Here is a 17089-nt window from a genome sequence, read left to right on the forward strand (position 1 = left end):
CGGAGTCGGTACTGAGCGAGGTGAGGTCGACGGGAACGACGGCGAACGAATGACGGCGAACGGACGAGTGGGACGACCGGAAAGCGGGCACCTGCCGGGAGTCGACGTGTCTTCGACCGACGGTCGCGTTACGCGCTCTCCTCGGTGGTGGTCGTCGTCTCGTTGCCGAGCATCGAGTCGTCTTCCGTCGTCGTTCCGTTGGCGGTCGTCTCGTTGCCGAGCATCTCACCGTCCTCGGTGGTCGTCTCGGCCGTTCCCGTCTCCTCGGGTGGCTCTGTCGTCTCTTCGGGTGACTCTGTCGTCTCCTCTTCACCCGCTCCGGGTTCGGTCGTCTCTTCCTCGCCCGCTCCGGGTTCGGTCGTCGCCTCGGTCTCGGTGCCCTCACCGCCGTTGTCGGCACACCCTGCGAGGCCGGCGAGCGACGCGGTCGCGACCGCACCGAGCCCTTTCACTGCCGTTCGACGGTCGAGTGTGAACGTCGTGTCGTCTTTCATAGGGGTCTCCAGGCCGCGTTGGCCCGTCACAGAGAACGGTCTACAAACGAAAAGGCGTTCTAACCGAACCGTCGAAACCCTCTGATCGTCCCCCCCCGTTCAGTCGTCGGCGGGAAGATCGAGCGAACTCCACCTGCGTCGTCGCCTCTCGACGTGACGCCGGACGTCGTCGACGAGTCGCGTGAGGACGGCGCCACCGTCGCGCTCGCGGTCGACCAGTCCGTCCTCGGCCAACCGCGAGACGTGGTGGGACACCGTACTCGGCGCGCGGTCGAGTTCGACCGCCAACTCGCTGGTACTCGCGGGTTCGGCGCGAGCGATGGCCCCGAGGACGTCGGCGAGGACCTCGTCGGCGAGGGCGGCGGTGAGCGCCGGGTCGTCGTCGTGGCTCGGGAAGCACCGACGTTTCCCCCTGATCTTCTCTCCGAACACCGCTCCCTCCCGTTCGAGCACCCGGACGTGGTAACGAACGGTCGACCGGGGGACGTCGGTCTCCTCGGCGAGTGCGGCGACGTACACCCCCGGCGAGTCTACGATCGCTCGGAACACCGTCGACCGGACTTCGTTGTCGAACCTCTGGACGTCGACGCGGATGTGGCTCCCGACGACGAGCCAGCTCGCCGGTACCAGCGCGCCGAGCGGCGACCACCTCGTGACGACCCTCGAGAGGAGCACCTCGACCACAGAGCGACCTCCGGAGGCGGCGCTCGTCGGGAGATCAGGCATGCGACCGGAGTGCACGGAAAGCGACGATCTCCGTCGGTCCGAGAGGTCCGCTGTCGTCGGCTTCGCCCGAGCGACGGTGGAGGGGCACGCGGTTTACCATCATTGATTCTACACAATCCACCCACATATGGACGTTGGCCGTTTCGACCGAGTGTCGCGACTCCCGAGCGAACGGCGCGACAGGTAGAGAGCGGGTGATTCTGCTGTGTTGAATAGGGGTACGGCGTAGGGATCAGAGCGGATCACAGAGTTGTTCGATGTTGATGATGGCGAACATCAGGACGATTTCACGGAACTCTCGATACCAGGTTTGCGCTCGCACGGCATCGCCGAGCGAGCGCTTCACGGACGAATACGACGTTTCAGCCATCCAACGCTGGGTGTAGCCACGCTCTCGAATGAGCGCGTTGTTGCTGAGCGCGTTCGCAGACGATCCACGGTAGTGAATCAACGGTTCCACGCTGAGGCTGTAGAACTCGTATTCAGAGTGCCAATCCTGGAAGCCGTTATCAGCAGCGACTGTATGCAGGTCGTCCGCGTTCCGGCGGACGACCTGCGGCCCTGATTTCGTATCATGTGGCCACTGCGCGTGGCACTGCACGTCAAGAACAGCGAGTGACGCTGTATCGGTCAATGTCGTCACTTTCATCGTCTCAACCGTCTGGTTCGACCGATCGAGATAATGCGCAGAGGCGTGGCCTCGATCAAAAAACGTGCTGTCGAGAGCGGCGAATCCAGACTGCGGGTGTTGCTGCGCTGAAACGCGCAGCAACGCCCGCCACACCCACATCTTGAACCGATCGAACGACTTGTTCAGCGTCGTGTAATCTGGGACGTCGCTCCTGTTCAACTCAAGGACGTCCCGTATGTCACCCATGTACTTCAGCCGATTTGCGGTTTCTCGGAAGCTGTGCTCCTCTTCGAGCCGAAACCCGTGAATAACGACGTGCTTCCAGCGGGCGAACCCGCCGGTGGCGGGCTCGCCCGCGTGCTTTCCCAAGGCTTGTTTGGCTAGACGCTTGAACCACTCAACGAAGTCGAGGAGATCGACTTCCACCATACCCGACCTCCTCGGCTTCATCCTTACTGATTTGACGGTCTATCCCGACGCCGTCTGTCTATTCAACACAGCAGGTGATTCGAGTGTGAAGACGGCGGACCCAGAAGCGTCGGCGGTCTCGCCTCGGCTGCGCGTTCAGTCCTTCCGTTTGACGACGTCGCCGAGCGTCGTCGTCGTCGACGACCCGCCGGACCAGTCGGCGTCCTCGTCGCTCGACCCTTCGGTGAGCGAGATACCGAGTTTCTTCTCGAGTTTCTTCTGGACGTCGTCGCTGGGGAGAGTGTCGCCGCGTTCGAGTTTGCGGATGAGACTCGCCTTCTCGTTCAGCTGACCGGCGAGGTCCTCCTGACTCAGACCCTGCTTCTCGCGGGCCGTCCGAATCCGCTCGTCGTAGTCCGCCGCGATCTCGTCCATATCGTCGAACATGTCGCGACGGCGCGTACTCCCGCCGGACGACGAGGACGTCGAACTCCCCGACGACCCCGAGGACTGATCCGCCTTCGAAGACGACGTCGAGTACTTCGTCGACGTAGAACTCGTAGATTCAGTGCGGACCTCGGTCCCGAAGTCCTTGCAGCTGTCACAGAGCTGCAGTTCGGCACCTTCGACTTTCGTAGTGGTGAGTGACGGCTTGTCGGCACCGCACATCTCGCACTGGGGCATGGTCTGTGGTAGAGGAGCCCGAGGTATAAAACGCACGCCCCGCCGCCGTCACGCGGTCGATTCTCAGACGTCGCGGAGTCGACGACGCCGACTTAGAGATCCGACCACGCACCCCAGAACCGCTGGAGCGCGGTGACGTGACCGACGACAGCGAACAACACAAGCAGAAACCCGACGAGCGTCAGCCCCGCGACGAGTTCGCCGGGGACGACCGCCGCGAGGACGCCCGTCACCCCGACGAGTGCGAGTCGGTCGGCGCGACCGAGCAGACCGCCGTACTCCCGCCCCAGCCCCACGGCCTGGATCTGCGTGCCGAGGTAGGAAGTCATGAGCACGCCGGTGACGGCGGCGAGGCCGAGTGCGTAGTTGTCGATCCCCGCCGCCAACCCGGCGAGGATGACGATGTCGGCGTAGCGATCCAGCACGTGATCGAGCAGATCGCCGCCAGCGGAGGCGACGTCCTGTTCGCGGGCGAGCGCGCCGTCGACGAGGTCGAGCCACCCGTTGCAGAAGACGAAGAACGCTCCGAGGGCGTACCAGAGCGGAGTAGCGACGTAGAAGGCGCCGCCGGCGGCGACGGCGAACCCGAAGGCGATGACGCTCACTCCGTCCGGCGAGAGACCGGCGCTGTCGGCCAGCGAGACGAACGGGCGGAGCAGTCGGTCGGCGACGGATCGGTACTGGTCGAGCGTCATAGATAGTCGAGGAAGTTCACCGTCCCGGCGCTCGGTTCCCGCTCGCCGTCGAGGACGGCCCGGACCTCGGCGGCGACCGCCTCGGGCGTCCGGTCGGTGGTGTCGATCTCGTACACAGACTCCTCGCCGTGGAACTCGACCGCCTCGGAGAGGATCACGTCGAGCGCCTCGCTCTCGGCGTTTTCTTTCGCTTTTGTTTCCGACTCGCCGCGCTCCCGAAGCCGTTCTTCGAGCACGTCGGGGCGACAGCGAAGAACGACAACCTTGTCGGCGTCGAGGTGGTGCGCCAGATGGGACTCCACTAGCCCGTCCCAGTCACCCAACCACTCGCGGACGGCGTCGAGATCGGTGACGAGCGTGTCGCGGTCGGCGTCGCGTTCGGTCCACAGCTCGTGGTCGCGGATGGCGTCGTTGAGGTGGACGACCCGCTCCTCTGTCTCCAACGCGTCCACCGCCGTCGTCTTCCCCGTCCCTGGCGTCCCGGTGACGACGACTCTCACGCCTCCGCCACCTCGGCGAGGATTCCGTTGAGCACGTCGACGGCCTGCTTCGTCCCCTCCTCGGTCCCACAGGAGATGCGGATGCAGGTCGGGAGGCCGAAGCTCGAACAGTCGCGGACGATGACGCCCTCGCGCTGGCTGGCCTCGGCGACGGCGCTCGCGTCGCCGACCTCCGCGAGGACGAAGTTGCCCGCGCTGTCGTAGGTGGGTGCTTCGAGGTTGTCGGCGAGATACTCCCGTGCCCACCGCGCCTGCTCGACCGTCCGCTCGACGTGGTCCTCGTCGTCGAGAGCGGCGAGGGCGGCCCGGCAGGCGACCTCGTTGGCGGCGAACGGCGTGTTCACGCGCGCGTAGGCGTCGGCCCACGCCTCGGGCACCGCCGCCCACCCGATGCGGAGACCGGCGATGCCGTACGCCTTCGAGAACGTGCGCGTGACCGCGAGGTTGTCGTACTCGCTCAGCAGGCCGATGCTGCTCGGCCGCTCGGAGTACTCCCCGTAGGCTTCGTCGACGACGACGAGCGTCTCGTCGTCGACCGACTCGGCGATCTCGCGGACGGCGTCGCGAGAGAACTCGGCGCCGGTCGGGTTGTGCGGCGTCGTCAGGTAGACGATCCGCTCGCCGTCGTAGAACTCAAGCACCCTCTCGGGCGTCTGTGCGAACCCGTCGTCGGCGGTGAGTTCGTACGTCGCCACCTCGCCGTGGTGGTACTTGGCGCTCATCCCGTAGTAGGAGAACCCGGGCGTCGGCACGAGCACGCGGTCGTCCGGTTCGAGCATCGCCCGCGAGAGGTAGTCGAGCGCGCCGTCGGCGCCGGCGCTCACCCACACCTGTTCGGGGTCGAGTTCCCACTTCGCGGCCAGTTTCTCGGTGAGGTCGGCGTGCGAGGTGGTCGGGTAGACGTCGATCTCGGGGGCCGCCTCCCGCGCCGCCTCGACGGCCTTCGGACTCGGTCCGAACGGGTTCTCGTTCGACGACAGTTTCGTCAGCGCCTCGGGGTCGATGCCGAGTTCGCGGGCGACCTCCTCCGTCCCGCGGCCGGGAACGTACGGAGCGTGGTCTGAGAGGTCCCGTGGTTGCATAGTCGTGGGATGCAGGCGACGACTCTTAAGGGTGCTTACACCGACCGAACGCTACTCCTGCGGCTGGATGATCTCGACGACGTAGCCGTCGGGGTCGGTGACGAACGCGACATAGAGGCCGAACTCGTCGACGGCGAAGGGGCCGCGTTCGACGCGGTCCTCGCCGAGTTCCTCGACCAGCGCGTCCACGTCGTCGACGTCGACGGCGAGGTGGTTCAGTCCCGAGGGGTCGACCTCGCCCTCGGTCGGGACGAACTGGAGTTCCATCTCGTCGCCGTGGCCGTAGAAGACGTTGGTGACGCCGCCAGCCTCCAGTTCGGCGACCGGTTCGAACCCGAGAACGTCGCCGTAGAACGCGGTGGTCGCTTCCATATCGGTGACGTCGATCGCTGCGTGCAGTAGGCTCATACGCCGAGTCGCTCGGCCTCGAATAAAGGTCTACGCGCCGGGGCAACTGTTGAGGGACAGCAAAAGAGCCCAGACATCGAGTCGGTGTCCTCTTCGGTCGTCGTCAGAAATGCGGTGTTAAATAGAGGGCGCAAGTCGGTCATCTGTCAACGGACTACCCACAGTCGGGTTACCTGCGAAATATACAGTTATTTGTTAACACACCACATAGTCGAACGGGGTGACAACCCATGGCGACGACCGCACGAGAGGTCGAACAGGAGTATCGAGAGTTGTGGAACGGGGACTTCTCGAAACTCGAGGTAGTCTCCGAATCGGTCGACGTTTCCGTTCCCTCGATGTCCGACGGCGAGATTCACGGACGCGACGCGTTCGAAGCGTACCTCCGTGGTCTCCGGACGGGGTTCCCCGACTGGCACGTTACGGTGGACGACATACTCGCCAGCGACGGGATGGTGATGAAGGAGTGGACGGTAACGGCAACTCACGAAGGAGAGTACAACGGGATTCCACCGACCCACCGCGGGATGGAAATCAGCGGTATGGCGAAGATACTAACTGAGAACGGGAAAGTGCAAGAAGACCGGCTCTACTACGATCTTCAGGAAGTGTTCGACCAACTTGGCCTCAGCGAAGAGTAAGACCGACTCTCTGCTGCCCACATTCTCTCTATCCACCACACCGATTTTGACAATACCAGAGTCGGGTTCTGTGGGTGTGCTGAATAGAGAGTGCGTACTTCAGCAGTTGAGACTGAACCCGTCCGTACAGAGGAGCAGAAGGTCTGTTCACTCGGCTGGTTCGATGTTCTGGTTCAGCCTGAACAGGTTCTCCGGATCCCACTCTCGTTTGAGTTCGCGGAGCCGATCGTATCGTTCTCCGTACGCGTCCGGGACCCGTTTGGAGTCGTCCCGGTCGAGGAGGTTCACGTACACTCCGTCGGAGGCATACGGTTCCAACGCCTCGTGGAAGTCCCGTGCCCAAGCGATGTGCTCGTCGTCCCGTGTCGGATCCTCCCAGCGCATGCCAATCGTGAACGAGAACGCCTTGTCTCGGTGGGGGAAGGCCGTCGCGTCGTGGTCGGGACGGCTGATCGCTCCGCCGAGCCAGCCATCGGTGAACACCGACGTGAACGGTGCCGACGAGTCACAGTACTCGACTATGGTGTCGATCGCCTCGTCCGTGAGTTCGTCGAAGAACCGCGATTTCCAATAGTTGCGAGCGCCCTCTTCCCACCGGTCGTCGACGAAACTCTGTAACGCCGTGTATGGCATGGGTTGCACTGCGTCGGCGATTGGATCTCCGAAGTTCCGGAGCGGCGCAAGTTCCTCACTTCCCTCGTCGACTTCGCCTGCGTAGGAGGGGAACAGGACGAAGATGGTCTCACCGTGAAGCGGTTCGGGGACACCCAGCTCGGCAGAGCCTTTCGAGAAGAACGCATAACACTGGATCTCGTCTCGCGCCTCGCGCATGAAGTCGCGGTAGAAACGGAAGACAGCAGCAGCGTCCTCGTAGCGGTAGATGATCGGTCCAGCCAGCACCTCGGGTCCGACCTCGTGGAGGTCGAACTCGAACGACGTCACGATACCGAAGTTACCGCCACCACCGCGAACCCCCCAAAATAGGTCTCGATTCTTGTCTTCACTCGCATGCACCAACTCACCATCGGCGGTCACGATATCTACAGAACGCAGGTTGTCGGAAGCGAGGCCGTACTTGCGGTCGAGGTGGCCGAGTCCGCCTCCGAGCGTAAGTCCCGCCACGCCTGTCGACGAGACGATGCCTCCAGTGGTAGCGAGGCCGAACGCCTGGGCCTCGTGATCGAAGTCACCCCATGTCGCCCCACCCCCGACACGGGCGGTTTTCGAGTCCGGATCGACCCGGACGTTGTTTATAGCCGAGAGGTCGATTAGTAGACCGTCGTCGCAGACGGCTTTGCCAGCGATGTTGTGACCTCCACCCTTGACTGCAGCCAGGAGACCGAGCTCTCGGGCGAAATTCACTGCCCTGATTACGTCGGCAGTTCCCTTGCATCTCGCCACGAGTGTAGGCTCTTTGTCGATCATCGCGTTCCAGACTGTGCGAGCTTCGTCGTAACCCCCGTCGCCTGGCTGCAGGACCTCCCCACGAAGTTGACCTCTGAACGATTCGACGGTCGATGTTTCGAGATCGGTGGTCGTAGCCATGATTACGCTCCGTTCTGCCTATGATGTGGCTCGGGAGAACTATCGAATTACCCCGTGAGAACTCTCCCACGCCGTAAGTAGATCCCCAGTGTACGAACATTGATACCACATAGCACGAAACAGTACGCTATGCTCGAGGACGTCACTGACCATCCAGACGACGCTCTGGAAGACATGGCGCACCTGTCGCGGTCGGCAAACCGTCTCCAACTCCTGAAGGTAATCTCGACAGACTCGTACACTCCTCGAATGCTATCCGAGTCGACCGATATCCCACGTTCGACCCTTCGCCGAATACTAACCGAGCTGGTCGAACGTGGATGGGCTGAGCGAACGATCGACGGCGAGTATGTGGCCACCCAAGCGGGCAAGTACGTGTCGGTCGAGACTGAGCGATACATTCGAGCCCTCGACGCGATTCGAACACTCGGGGAAGCGGTGTCCTGGCTGCCGGAGGAAGAACTGACCATCGGTCTACACCATTTCAGCGACGCGACCGTCCGAAGGCCAGAGCCGAACGCCGTCGGTGCAGGCGATACACGACTCATCGATCTGTTTCGGGGCTCCGACGTGTTTTCGTGCCTCGTGAATACCGCGCCAACCGTGGGTCTGGAACAGGTGATGGTCGAGAGTGCGGTCGACGGTGACCTGCAAACAAAGCATGTCATCACTGCTGACGAACTCGACGTTCTCCGCCAAGACACAGACAGGTCTACCCGTTGGAAAAAGTACCTCGAGGCAGGCGCCAACCTCTACTGTTACGATGGCTCCATTCCCTGTATCCTGTTTATCTTCGACGAGACGGTACTGATAGGGAATCGTCGACTCGAGAGCATCGCGTTCGTCGAAACCGAGAACGAGGTGGTGCGTTCGTGGGGTCACGAGTTGATCGAAGCGTATCGGAAGCGTTCTGAACCGCTCGACACAGCCGCGTTCGATGCTGACTCATCGAGTCTATCTGGCAGTGAGCGGTACTGAACATATCCTCTCTCTTCAGCACGCAGACCTCAACAGGTGAGACGTCTGCAACGTCGAAAGAGACGATGACTTCCGCAGATCGCTGTGAGAGTCCGGTCAGGCCGACGACGGTCGCCGACGCTCCGTCTCTGGGTCGACGTCTTCGCCGTCTCCGACCGATACGATCTCCCCGAGGAACGCCCGGAGTGCGCCGGTGAACGTCTCGGGATCGTCGAGGTTCGAGGCGTGGCCCGCCCCGGGGATCTCGACGACGTCGACGCGGGAGAGGTGGGCGGCGAGTCGCGCCGCGTGCTGTTTGACGAACGGGAGTTCCTGCTCGCCGTAGACGACCAGCGTCGGGACCGGGATGGCCGGGAGGTCGACGGTCACGTCGTGGAACCGCGTCATCGAGCGAACGATCTTGACGAACTCGTCGGTGGTGACCGTCGGCCCCGCCGCGCGCAACGCTTCGACCTTCTCGTAGTCGCCACCGGCGCCGCCGAAGAACCGCTCCGTCAGCCACACGTTGGCCTTCTCGACGCGTTCGAGCCCGAGCAGTCGGACCGGCGGGATCAGCGCGTTCAGCACGACGCGACGCAGGAACCACTCGCCGCGCGTGAGGATCGGCGGCGTGAACGTGTCGGCGAGTACCAGACCGGCGATCTCGTCGGGGTACGTCGCCGCGTACGTCTGGGCGATCAGTCCACCCAGCGAGAGCCCGCAGAGCACCGGCCGCTCGAGTTCTAGCGCCTCGACGAGCGCGCGGAGGTCTGCAGCGTAGAGCGTCGCCGAGTACTCGGAGAGCGGCGACCCGCCGGTCCGTCCGTGGCCGCGGACGTCGTAGACGACGGTCCGGTAGTCGTCGAGCGCGGCGACCTGCTCGTCCCACATCACGTGGTCGACGAACGCGGCGTGGACGAACACCACCGGCCGTCCCTCGCCTCGCTCCTCGTAGTACGTCTCGACACCGTTCGTCTGCACTGTCGGCATGAGAGGAGAGATACGCGCTCTGACGGGATGAATCCGCGGACGACACGCGACCCCGTCCCGCTGTCTGCGCTCCTCGTTCACCCCGGTTCGTTCACGTCCGCCGCCTTCGAATGCGCTCTCTCGACGACGGTCGGCCGACCGACGAACCCGAAGGTGACGGTCTCGCCGTCGTAGTGGACGTCGGCGACGCTCCCGTGGTCGTGTGCCCACGAGAGCAGCGCCTGCGACTCGCCCGTGTTCGGGACGGTGAGCGTCGCCTCGGCGGTCGGAACCGCCGACCGGACGCGGGCGAGGAGTTCGTCGACACCGGTCCCCGCGGTGGCACTGACGGCGACCGGGTCGGCGTCGAACCCCGAACACAGTTCGTGGAGTCGGTCGACGTGTGCGGTCGAACACCGGTCGACCTTGTTCAACACGGGGAGGATCACGCCGTCGGCGTCGTCGAGCACGTCCCGACAGGTGTCGACCTTCTCGCGGACCTCCGAACGGGGGTCGCTCGCGTCGACGACGAGGAGGACGACGTCGGCGTGGTAGACCGTCGACAGCGTCGACTCGAAGGCGTCGACGAGCCACGGCGGCAGGTCGCGGACGAACCCGACCGTGTCGGTGACGAGTAGCCGTCGACCGTCGGTCGAGACGCCGCGAGTCGTCGTCTCCAGCGTCTCGAACAGTCGGTCGGCCGTCGCGGCCGTCGTCGCTTCGTCGGGATGATCGGGGTCGGTCGCTCCGTCACCCTCGACGTCGAGGTCGTCGGCGAGTCGTCGCAGAAGCGTCGACTTCCCGGCGTTGGTGTAGCCGGCGAGTGCGACGAGGTCGCGACCCGCGTGTCGGTGACGCGCTCGTCGGTCGCTCTCGACGCTGCCGAGCGAGTCGAGTCTCCGTTCGACGCGCTGGATGCGTTCCTGGATGTCGAGCACGCGGCGGTGCTCCTTCTCGTTCATCCCCGCGACCGTTCGGCGTTCGTTGGCCGCCTCGGCTTCGAGGCGGATCTCCTGGCGGACTCGGGGCAGTTCGTACCGGAGTTCGGCGAGTCGGACCTGCAGTTTCGCCGCTCTCGTCCCCGCGCGCTGGGCGAAGATGTCGAGGACGAGTCGGTGACGGTCGACGAACTGCGTCCCGTCGGGCGCGAGTGCGCGGAGATTGTGCGCCTGCTGCGGCGAGAGCGCGTTGTCGACGAGGACGGTGTCGACCCCGTGCTCGGCGACGCGGCGAGCGAGCTCCTCGGCCTTCCCGCGGCCGAACTGGTAGGCGGCGTCCTCGGGGCGGGTCTGAGTGAGTTCGCCGACGACGGTGTATCCCGCCGTCTCGGCGAGGGCCGTCAGTTCGGCGGTCGTTCGCTTCTCTCTCGGGTCGTGTCGGGCGACGACGAGTGCTGGCTGCTGTCGTGACTGTTGCATACGCGTCTGTGGTGCCGACCGCCGTGACGAGACGAACGTGACGGAGCGTCCGAACTGCCCGCCGGCCGGCCGCCGCCGCAGTCAGGTGCGACGGCGAGGATCGGAGACCGGTGCGTGGTCACACGGGGTGACCGAAGACGAGGGGTCGAGTCGCCGTCCAGCACGAGGGCTGTGTCCGTCGAGCGACGCGACCGGAGGACAGTTCAGTCGAGGAGCATCGGGCTCTGGAGAGTGATTGGACGGGTGACACAAGAGTGCGGTGGTGGTTCGACAGCTCGTGACACACCCCGATCGTCGAAGCGGCGAGTCAGAACGCGTCGTCGAGCGCGTCGGCCGCCCGCAGCGACAGCGCCGCGATGGTCAGCGTCGGGTTCATCGCCCCGCCCGTCGGGAAGACGCCGCTGCCGACGAGCCAGAGGTTCGAGACGTCGTGCGTCCGGAGATCGGCGTCGACGACGCTCTCGGCCGGGTCCGTCCCCATCCGCGTCGTCCCCATGTGGTGGAACGCCGGTCCCGTCTCCGCCGGGCCGACCGACCACTCGACGTCGACGCCGAGTTCCGCGAACACGCGTCGCTGGATCTCGTTGGCCCGTTCGAGCGCCGCCTCCGTCTCGCTGTCGACGGACCAGCGAACGTCGGGGACGGGGTTGCCGTGGTCGTCGGTTCGGGAGTCGTCGAGCGTGACCGCGTTCTCCTCGCGTGGCAGCTGTTCGACGAGCGCACCCATCGCGACGTGAGAGCCGTACGACTCGCGTAACTGGCCGAGCAGTTCGTCGCCCCACGTCTCGCTCCGCAGCGCCTCCATCACGGGCGAGGGGCCGGCGTAGTTGAGAAACTCCAGCTTGAGGCCGTTCACCGGCGCTTCGTCGTCGTAGAACTGGTGGCACTCGCTGGTGTTGAACCCGACGTGGTTCTGTCTCGTCGGTCGGTCGAGTCGGCCGCCCATGCCAGCGAAGACGTGATCCATGAAGTACCGGCCGACGAGCCCCGAGGAGTTCGCGAGACCGTCGGGGTACTGCGGCGACGCCGAGAGCAGGAGTAGCCGCGGCGTCTCCACTCCGCCGCAGGCGACGACGAACTGGTCTGCCTCCTGTCGGTGCTCCTCGCCGTCGGGGGTGACGTAGACGGCCGCCGTCACCGACTCGCCGGCGTCGTCGTGTTCGAGTCGTTGCACCGGGACGCGGTCGACGACCCGCGCGCCCGCCGCCTCGGCCTTCTCGACGTGGCGCTCGGCGGTGTACTTCGCGCCGGAGGGACACACCGGTTTGCACGTGCCGTAGCCGACGCAGGGCGACCGCCCGTCGTATGCTTCTGAATTTCGGGCGTTCGGCACCGAGTGCATGTCGATGCCGAGTCGCTCGCAGGCCTCGGCGAAGATGCTGTCCGAGTGCGACGGCGGGAACGCCGTCATCGGGTACGGTTCCTCCCGCGGCGGCGCGTACGGGTTGTCGGCCGCGCCCGCCACGCCGAGTTCCCGCTCGGCGGCGGCGTAGTAGGGTCGGAGGTCGTCGTAGCCGACGGGCCAGTCCGCGCCGACGCCGTGTCGCGACGCCATCTCGAAGTCGCGTTCGTGGAGTCGCATCACCATCCCCTGCCAGTGGAGCGTCGTGCCGCCGACGCCCTTGACGCGGGCGGCGTTGAGCGGGTAGTGGCGCTCGCCCGACGAGGTGAACGCGTCGCGCTCGCCGCCCATCCCCCAGATCGGCCCGCCGTTCGGACGGACGTGTGCCTCCAGCTGTTCGACCCGTTCGTCCATCTCGAACCGTCGCCCGGCCTCCAGCACCACTACCTCGTGGCCCGCCGCCGCCAGTCGGTGGGCGAGTATCGACCCGGCGGGGCCGCTGCCGACGACGCAGACGTCGGGTCGGTCCGAGGGAGTCCGGTCGACGCCGTCGCCGTCAGCCATCGCCGCCACCACCACTCTCCGAAGCTTCGTCCTCCATCGACGCCCGCTGGTAGCTCTCGTGGCCGCCGGGGTGGCCGATGGGGTTCTCGATGCCGACGAGTCGTCCCCCCGTCGGCGACGAGTAGAAAGCGTACAGCAGGTCGTCGACGACGAAGTGACGGACGCGCTCGGAGATCGGCCCCTCCGGGTCGGGGTCGGCCGTCTCGACGCCGAGCTCCCGCAGGAGTCGGTCGCGGACGACGGGGTCGAGTTCCGCGAACGGCGCGTCGTACCAGCTGTCGGCGAGGTCGTCGAGTTCCCGCGTCGTCTCGACCATCCCCTGGAGGTACGACTGGCGTCCCTCGATACGGCCGAGTACGAACGTCTCGACGAACGTTCGGTGGCCGTCGACCTGCGAGGGGTACAGCACCTCCGCGGCCGCCGTGAGCGTGTCGAGGACGACCGGCGGTGGCGTCTCCGCCGGACTCGGCTGCGTCGTCTGTGTGTCCTCGCCGAGCGGCAGGTCGAACCGACCGTCGACGGCGACACCGACACCGGCACCGACGCCTCCGGCGGCCGCGAGCGCGACGAGCGCGTCACGGCGTGTCAGTTCCATCAGGCCGTGGATTAGGCAGACCTAAACTTAAGGGCTGCCGTTCGGCCGTGGGACCCCATATGAAATCGTTGTAATTACAGCCAGCGTGCTTAGCCGCAGTTCCGTCGAAGCTACGAGTCCGGGCGACGGACCACGAGCCGTATCCCGGATTCACCATGACACTAGGACTCGAGGTGGAGTACTGGGTCGTCGACGAGAACGGACGACTCTGTGACGGTCGTGACCTCGTCGACTGCCACGAGCACGTGAAACCCGAGTTCGTCGGGCCGCTGCTCGAAGTCAAGACTTCACCGCACGAGGACGTGACTGCGCTCGGGAGAGAGTTACAGGAGACACTCAGCACGGTGCTGGACGCGGCCGAGGCGACCGGGCGGCAACTCGTCCCGCTCGGGACGCCGCTCACGGAACACGACACCCCCGCCACGAGCGACAGGGGCGAGCTGTACGAAGAGATCTACGGAGAGAACGTCACCAGTCCGAAGAACTGCGCGGGGACCCACATCCACTTCGAGAAGACGGACGTGAAACGACAGATCGAGCTGCTGACCGCGCTCGACCCCACCATCGCGCTGGTCAGCTCCTCGCCCTACTACTGTGGCTCCCGGACGGTCAGCTGTGCGCGAGCACAGGCCTACCGGAAGGAGTGCGGCGAACGGTTCCAACAGTACTGCGACCTGTGGCCCTACCCCGACGACGTCGACGCCTGGTGTGAGAGCGTCCAGGGGAACTTCGAGCAGTTCGTCGACATCGCCACCGACCGAGGTGTCGACGCCGAGACGGTCCGGGAGTACTTCTGTGCCGAGGACACAGTGCTCGCGCCCGTCCGCCTCCGGCACGAACTGCCGACCGTCGAGTGGCGCGCACCCGACGCCGCGCTGCCGAGCCAACTGCTTCGACTCGCCGACGGCGTCGACCGGCTGATGACACAGACTGAGACGAAGCCCGTCACGAAGGGTGAACCCGGCGTGTCGGCCGACCGAATTCGGGTTCCTCGCTTCGAGGAACTCCGGTCGCTCAGCGACGAGGCGATCGACCGAGGGCTCGACTCGACGCGCGTCTGTGAGTACCTCGACGCGATGGGGTTCGACGTCGACCGCTACGACCCGCTGTCGGCGAAACTGTCCGGACCGGACGAGATCGGACGGGACGAGGCGCGCCGACTCCGGCTCAACTGTGCGGCCCGACTCCGCGCCGACGTCGAGTCGCTCGACGACGGCAGCCTCCCCCGTCCCTCGGAGCCGCGACTCCGGTACTCCGCGCCCTGATTCCTCCTCCTCCGGCGCACCCCGTCGTCCGTTCCGGTCAGGGGATCCGAACCGTATGTTCGAGCGTTCCGACGCCCTCGACCTCCACCTCGACGCGGTCGCCGTCTTCGAGCGGACCGACGCCGGCGGGCGTTCCCGTCGAGATGACGTCGCCCGGTTCGAGCGTCATGTAGGTCGTGATCTCCTCGACGAGCGTCGGCACGTCGAAGAACAGCTGGTCGCGACTCCCCTCCTGGCGGAGTTCGCCGTCGACCCGGAGACGGACCGCGGCGTCGTCGGGGACGTGTTCGGGGTCGGCGACGACCGGGCCGACGGGTGCGGCTCCGTCGAACGCCTTCCCGCGGACCCAGTTGGTCTCTCTGTTCTGGTCGTCGCGGTTCGAGATGTCGTTCAGACAGGTGAAGCCGGCGACGACGTCCATCGCGTCCTCGGCGGCGACGTGACGGCACTGTTCGCCGATGACGACCGCGAGTTCCGCCTCGTAGTCGAGACGCTCCTTCCCGGCGGGGAGCGTCACCGTGTCGCCGTGGCCCGCCAGCGTGTTCGGCGGTTTGAGAAAGAGCAGCGGCCGGTCGGGGACGTCGTTGTCCATCTCGGCGGCGTGGTCGGCGTAGTTGCGACCGATACAGACGATCTTCGAGGGTTCGACCGGCGGGAGGACGTCGACCTCGTCGTGGTCGTAGCGCTCGCCGCCGAAGGTGATGGCGTCGTCGTGCCACTCGCCCCGTCGGACCGCCCCTGCGGGGTCACGGAATCGGACGTGATGCATAGCGTGGCTGTGTCTCCCACGTCGCTTAGTCCTTGTCACAGCGGCGAAGCCGTCGTCCTCGACGTCGCCGACGGTGTCGGCGTCGACCCGACGAGCACCGTACCGCCGTTCGACCGACGCCGAGCCGAACGGCCAGAACCCTCATTCGACGTGCCACCGAACTGTGAGGTATGCTCGTGTACCTGCATCAGTACAGCGAGGACGAGACCAAAGAGACGGTCCGAGAGGGCGACGAGGTCGTCGACGTCTCGACCGGCGAGTACTTCGACACCGACAGCCTCGCGGTCGACGAGTGGGAGCGCGTCGACTACGGCGAGCAGACCGTCCTCCGGAAGCCGACGACCTACGAAGACGTCACGCGGGTGTCGCTCCCGGCGGACGTCGAAGAACCGTCGGCGCTCCCCGGCGAGACGATCCAGCTCCGCATCGACGGCGAGACGACGTACGTCGAGAACGCCGAGATCATCGAGATCACCGACGAGACGCCCTGACAGACAGCCGACGACTGCCGGTCGACCTCCGGCAGCACTGTACCGCTCGCTATCTTTTATGTGACAGCCGGGTGTATGGTCGCACGAACCATGGAACTCACCTGGCACGGTCACTCTACCTGGTACGTCACCGTCGGCGAGACGTCGCTTCTCATCGACCCGTTCTTCGACAACCCGCAGACGTCGATGGACCCCGAGGAGATCGACGACCCGGACTACGTGCTTCTCACCCACGGCCATCAGGACCACGTCGCTCACGCTCACAAGTTCAGCGACGCGACGCTGGTCGCCACGCCGGAGCTCGTCGAGTACGCGAAAGAGAACTGGGACTTCGAGGACGCCGTCGGCGGCATGGGGATGAACCTCGGCGGCACCGTCGAGTGCGGCGACGCGTTCGTGACGATGCACCGCGCGGACCACTCGAACGGCATCGACACGAGCTACGGGACGAGCGCCGGGATGCCCGCGGGGTTCGTCATCAGCGACACGAAGCCGACACAGGTCGCAGACGAGGAGAGCAACACGTTCTACCACGCCGGCGACACCGGCCTGATGACCGAGATGCGCGAGGTGATCGGTCCGTATCTCGAACCCGACGCCGCCGCCCTGCCGGTCGGCGACCACTTCACCATGGGGCCGTGGCAGGCGGCCGTCGCCGCCGACTGGCTCGGCGTCGACCACGTCTTCCCGATGCACTACGACACGTTCCCGCCGATCGAGATCGAGATGGACGACTTCGAGCGCGAACTCGACGCCGCGGGCGTGAGCGCCGAACTGCACGCGCTCGACGGCGACGAGTCGTTCACGCTGGAGTAGCGCCCGAACCAGCCGACGGCGTTCTTTCGGTACACGCGAACGACCACCGCTTGGGTTACCTTTAGTACGGTAGCAGACGACGTTTCGCC

At 65.5% G+C, this 17089-nt stretch carries 20 protein-coding genes; 6 read left to right on the forward strand and 14 right to left on the reverse strand.

The window, feature by feature from the left end:
* Positions 1 to 128: 128 nt before the first annotated feature.
* The 4 genes from EOHIBHHM_RS18305 to EOHIBHHM_RS18320 form a co-directional block, all read right to left on the reverse strand.
* Positions 129 to 494 (reverse strand): hypothetical protein, encoded by a 366-nt coding sequence (locus tag EOHIBHHM_RS18305; RefSeq protein WP_497253148.1) that lies wholly within the window; start codon positions 492 to 494, stop codon positions 129 to 131.
* Between the two features lie 99 nt (positions 495 to 593).
* Positions 594 to 1220 carry a winged helix-turn-helix transcriptional regulator gene (locus EOHIBHHM_RS18310; protein ID WP_497253150.1) on the reverse strand — a complete coding sequence of 209 codons (627 nt, stop codon included), beginning with the start codon at positions 1218 to 1220 and terminating at the stop codon, positions 594 to 596.
* A 232-nt stretch (positions 1221 to 1452) separates the two neighbouring features.
* On the reverse strand, positions 1453 to 2277 hold the full coding sequence (locus EOHIBHHM_RS18315; RefSeq protein ID WP_497256876.1) for an IS5 family transposase: 825 nt from the start codon (positions 2275 to 2277) through the stop codon (positions 1453 to 1455).
* A 138-nt stretch (positions 2278 to 2415) separates the two neighbouring features.
* A complete protein-coding gene (locus tag EOHIBHHM_RS18320; protein ID WP_497253152.1) occupies positions 2416 to 2943 on the reverse strand; it encodes a multiprotein bridging factor aMBF1 in 528 nt (175 codons plus the stop codon).
* Between EOHIBHHM_RS18320 and EOHIBHHM_RS18325 the strand changes: the two genes are divergently transcribed.
* A complete protein-coding gene (locus tag EOHIBHHM_RS18325) occupies positions 2828 to 3079 on the forward strand; it encodes a DUF8138 family protein (RefSeq protein WP_497253154.1) in 252 nt (83 codons plus the stop codon). The genes EOHIBHHM_RS18320 and EOHIBHHM_RS18325 overlap by 116 nt on opposite strands.
* On the opposite strand, the gene EOHIBHHM_RS18330 is transcribed toward EOHIBHHM_RS18325, so the two are convergent.
* From EOHIBHHM_RS18330 to EOHIBHHM_RS18345, 4 genes are read right to left on the reverse strand one after another with little or no spacing between them, the layout of a single operon-like run.
* A complete protein-coding gene (locus EOHIBHHM_RS18330) occupies positions 3036 to 3638 on the reverse strand; it encodes a CDP-alcohol phosphatidyltransferase family protein (RefSeq protein WP_497253156.1) in 603 nt (200 codons plus the stop codon). The genes EOHIBHHM_RS18325 and EOHIBHHM_RS18330 overlap by 44 nt on opposite strands.
* Positions 3635 to 4138 carry an adenylate kinase family protein gene (locus EOHIBHHM_RS18335; RefSeq protein ID WP_497253158.1) on the reverse strand — a complete coding sequence of 168 codons (504 nt, stop codon included), beginning with the start codon at positions 4136 to 4138 and terminating at the stop codon, positions 3635 to 3637. Before EOHIBHHM_RS18335 ends, EOHIBHHM_RS18330 begins: the two co-directional genes overlap by 4 nt.
* The gene (gene hisC, locus EOHIBHHM_RS18340) at positions 4135 to 5220 is read right to left on the reverse strand and encodes a histidinol-phosphate transaminase (RefSeq protein WP_497253160.1); all 1086 of its coding nucleotides are present in this window, start codon (positions 5218 to 5220) and stop codon (positions 4135 to 4137) included. The genes EOHIBHHM_RS18335 and hisC overlap by 4 nt, the downstream gene beginning before the upstream one ends.
* Positions 5221 to 5271: 51 nt before the next feature.
* Positions 5272 to 5628 (reverse strand): VOC family protein, encoded by a 357-nt coding sequence (locus EOHIBHHM_RS18345; protein ID WP_497253162.1) that lies wholly within the window; start codon positions 5626 to 5628, stop codon positions 5272 to 5274.
* Between the two features lie 230 nt (positions 5629 to 5858).
* Between EOHIBHHM_RS18345 and EOHIBHHM_RS18350 the strand changes: the two genes are divergently transcribed.
* The gene (locus EOHIBHHM_RS18350) at positions 5859 to 6269 is read left to right on the forward strand and encodes an ester cyclase (RefSeq protein ID WP_497253164.1); all 411 of its coding nucleotides are present in this window, start codon (positions 5859 to 5861) and stop codon (positions 6267 to 6269) included.
* 147 nt (positions 6270 to 6416) lie between these two features.
* On the opposite strand, the gene EOHIBHHM_RS18355 is transcribed toward EOHIBHHM_RS18350, so the two are convergent.
* Positions 6417 to 7814 (reverse strand): FAD-binding oxidoreductase, encoded by a 1398-nt coding sequence (locus EOHIBHHM_RS18355; RefSeq protein ID WP_497253166.1) that lies wholly within the window; start codon positions 7812 to 7814, stop codon positions 6417 to 6419.
* Positions 7815 to 7943: 129 nt separating this feature from the next.
* Here EOHIBHHM_RS18355 and EOHIBHHM_RS18360 point away from each other — a divergent pair, with 129 nt between their 5' ends.
* Complete coding sequence (locus EOHIBHHM_RS18360) at positions 7944 to 8792, forward strand: helix-turn-helix transcriptional regulator (RefSeq protein WP_497253168.1); 849 nt, start codon at positions 7944 to 7946, stop codon at positions 8790 to 8792.
* A 96-nt stretch (positions 8793 to 8888) separates the two neighbouring features.
* On the opposite strand, the gene EOHIBHHM_RS18365 is transcribed toward EOHIBHHM_RS18360, so the two are convergent.
* The 4 genes from EOHIBHHM_RS18365 to EOHIBHHM_RS18380 form a co-directional block, all read right to left on the reverse strand.
* Positions 8889 to 9761: an alpha/beta fold hydrolase gene (locus EOHIBHHM_RS18365; RefSeq protein WP_497253170.1), complete on the reverse strand. Its 873-nt coding sequence runs from the start codon at positions 9759 to 9761 to the stop codon at positions 8889 to 8891.
* Between the two features lie 77 nt (positions 9762 to 9838).
* Entirely contained in the window at positions 9839 to 11158 is a 1320-nt protein-coding gene (hflX, locus tag EOHIBHHM_RS18370; protein ID WP_497253172.1) for a GTPase HflX, read from the reverse strand.
* Positions 11159 to 11465: 307 nt separating this feature from the next.
* Positions 11466 to 13064: a GMC family oxidoreductase gene (locus tag EOHIBHHM_RS18375; protein ID WP_497253174.1), complete on the reverse strand. Its 1599-nt coding sequence runs from the start codon at positions 13062 to 13064 to the stop codon at positions 11466 to 11468.
* Positions 13057 to 13659: a gluconate 2-dehydrogenase subunit 3 family protein gene (locus EOHIBHHM_RS18380; RefSeq protein WP_497253176.1), complete on the reverse strand. Its 603-nt coding sequence runs from the start codon at positions 13657 to 13659 to the stop codon at positions 13057 to 13059. Before EOHIBHHM_RS18380 ends, EOHIBHHM_RS18375 begins: the two co-directional genes overlap by 8 nt.
* A gap of 155 nt (positions 13660 to 13814) precedes the next feature.
* On the opposite strand from EOHIBHHM_RS18380, the gene EOHIBHHM_RS18385 reads away from it, so the two are divergent.
* On the forward strand, positions 13815 to 14924 hold the full coding sequence (locus EOHIBHHM_RS18385) for a glutamate-cysteine ligase family protein (protein WP_497253178.1): 1110 nt from the start codon (positions 13815 to 13817) through the stop codon (positions 14922 to 14924).
* A 37-nt stretch (positions 14925 to 14961) separates the two neighbouring features.
* Here the strand turns inward: EOHIBHHM_RS18385 and EOHIBHHM_RS18390 are convergent, their stop codons facing one another.
* The gene (locus EOHIBHHM_RS18390; RefSeq protein WP_497253180.1) at positions 14962 to 15693 is read right to left on the reverse strand and encodes a fumarylacetoacetate hydrolase family protein; all 732 of its coding nucleotides are present in this window, start codon (positions 15691 to 15693) and stop codon (positions 14962 to 14964) included.
* Between the two features lie 170 nt (positions 15694 to 15863).
* Here EOHIBHHM_RS18390 and EOHIBHHM_RS18395 point away from each other — a divergent pair, with 170 nt between their 5' ends.
* Entirely contained in the window at positions 15864 to 16184 is a 321-nt protein-coding gene (locus EOHIBHHM_RS18395) for a hypothetical protein (RefSeq protein ID WP_497253182.1), read from the forward strand.
* Between the two features lie 90 nt (positions 16185 to 16274).
* Positions 16275 to 17000, forward strand: coding sequence for a metal-dependent hydrolase (locus EOHIBHHM_RS18400; protein WP_497257050.1), 726 nt, complete (start codon positions 16275 to 16277; stop codon positions 16998 to 17000).
* The last annotated feature ends 89 nt before the right edge of the window (positions 17001 to 17089 follow it).

Source organism: Halogranum roseipondis (assembly GCF_059695585.1).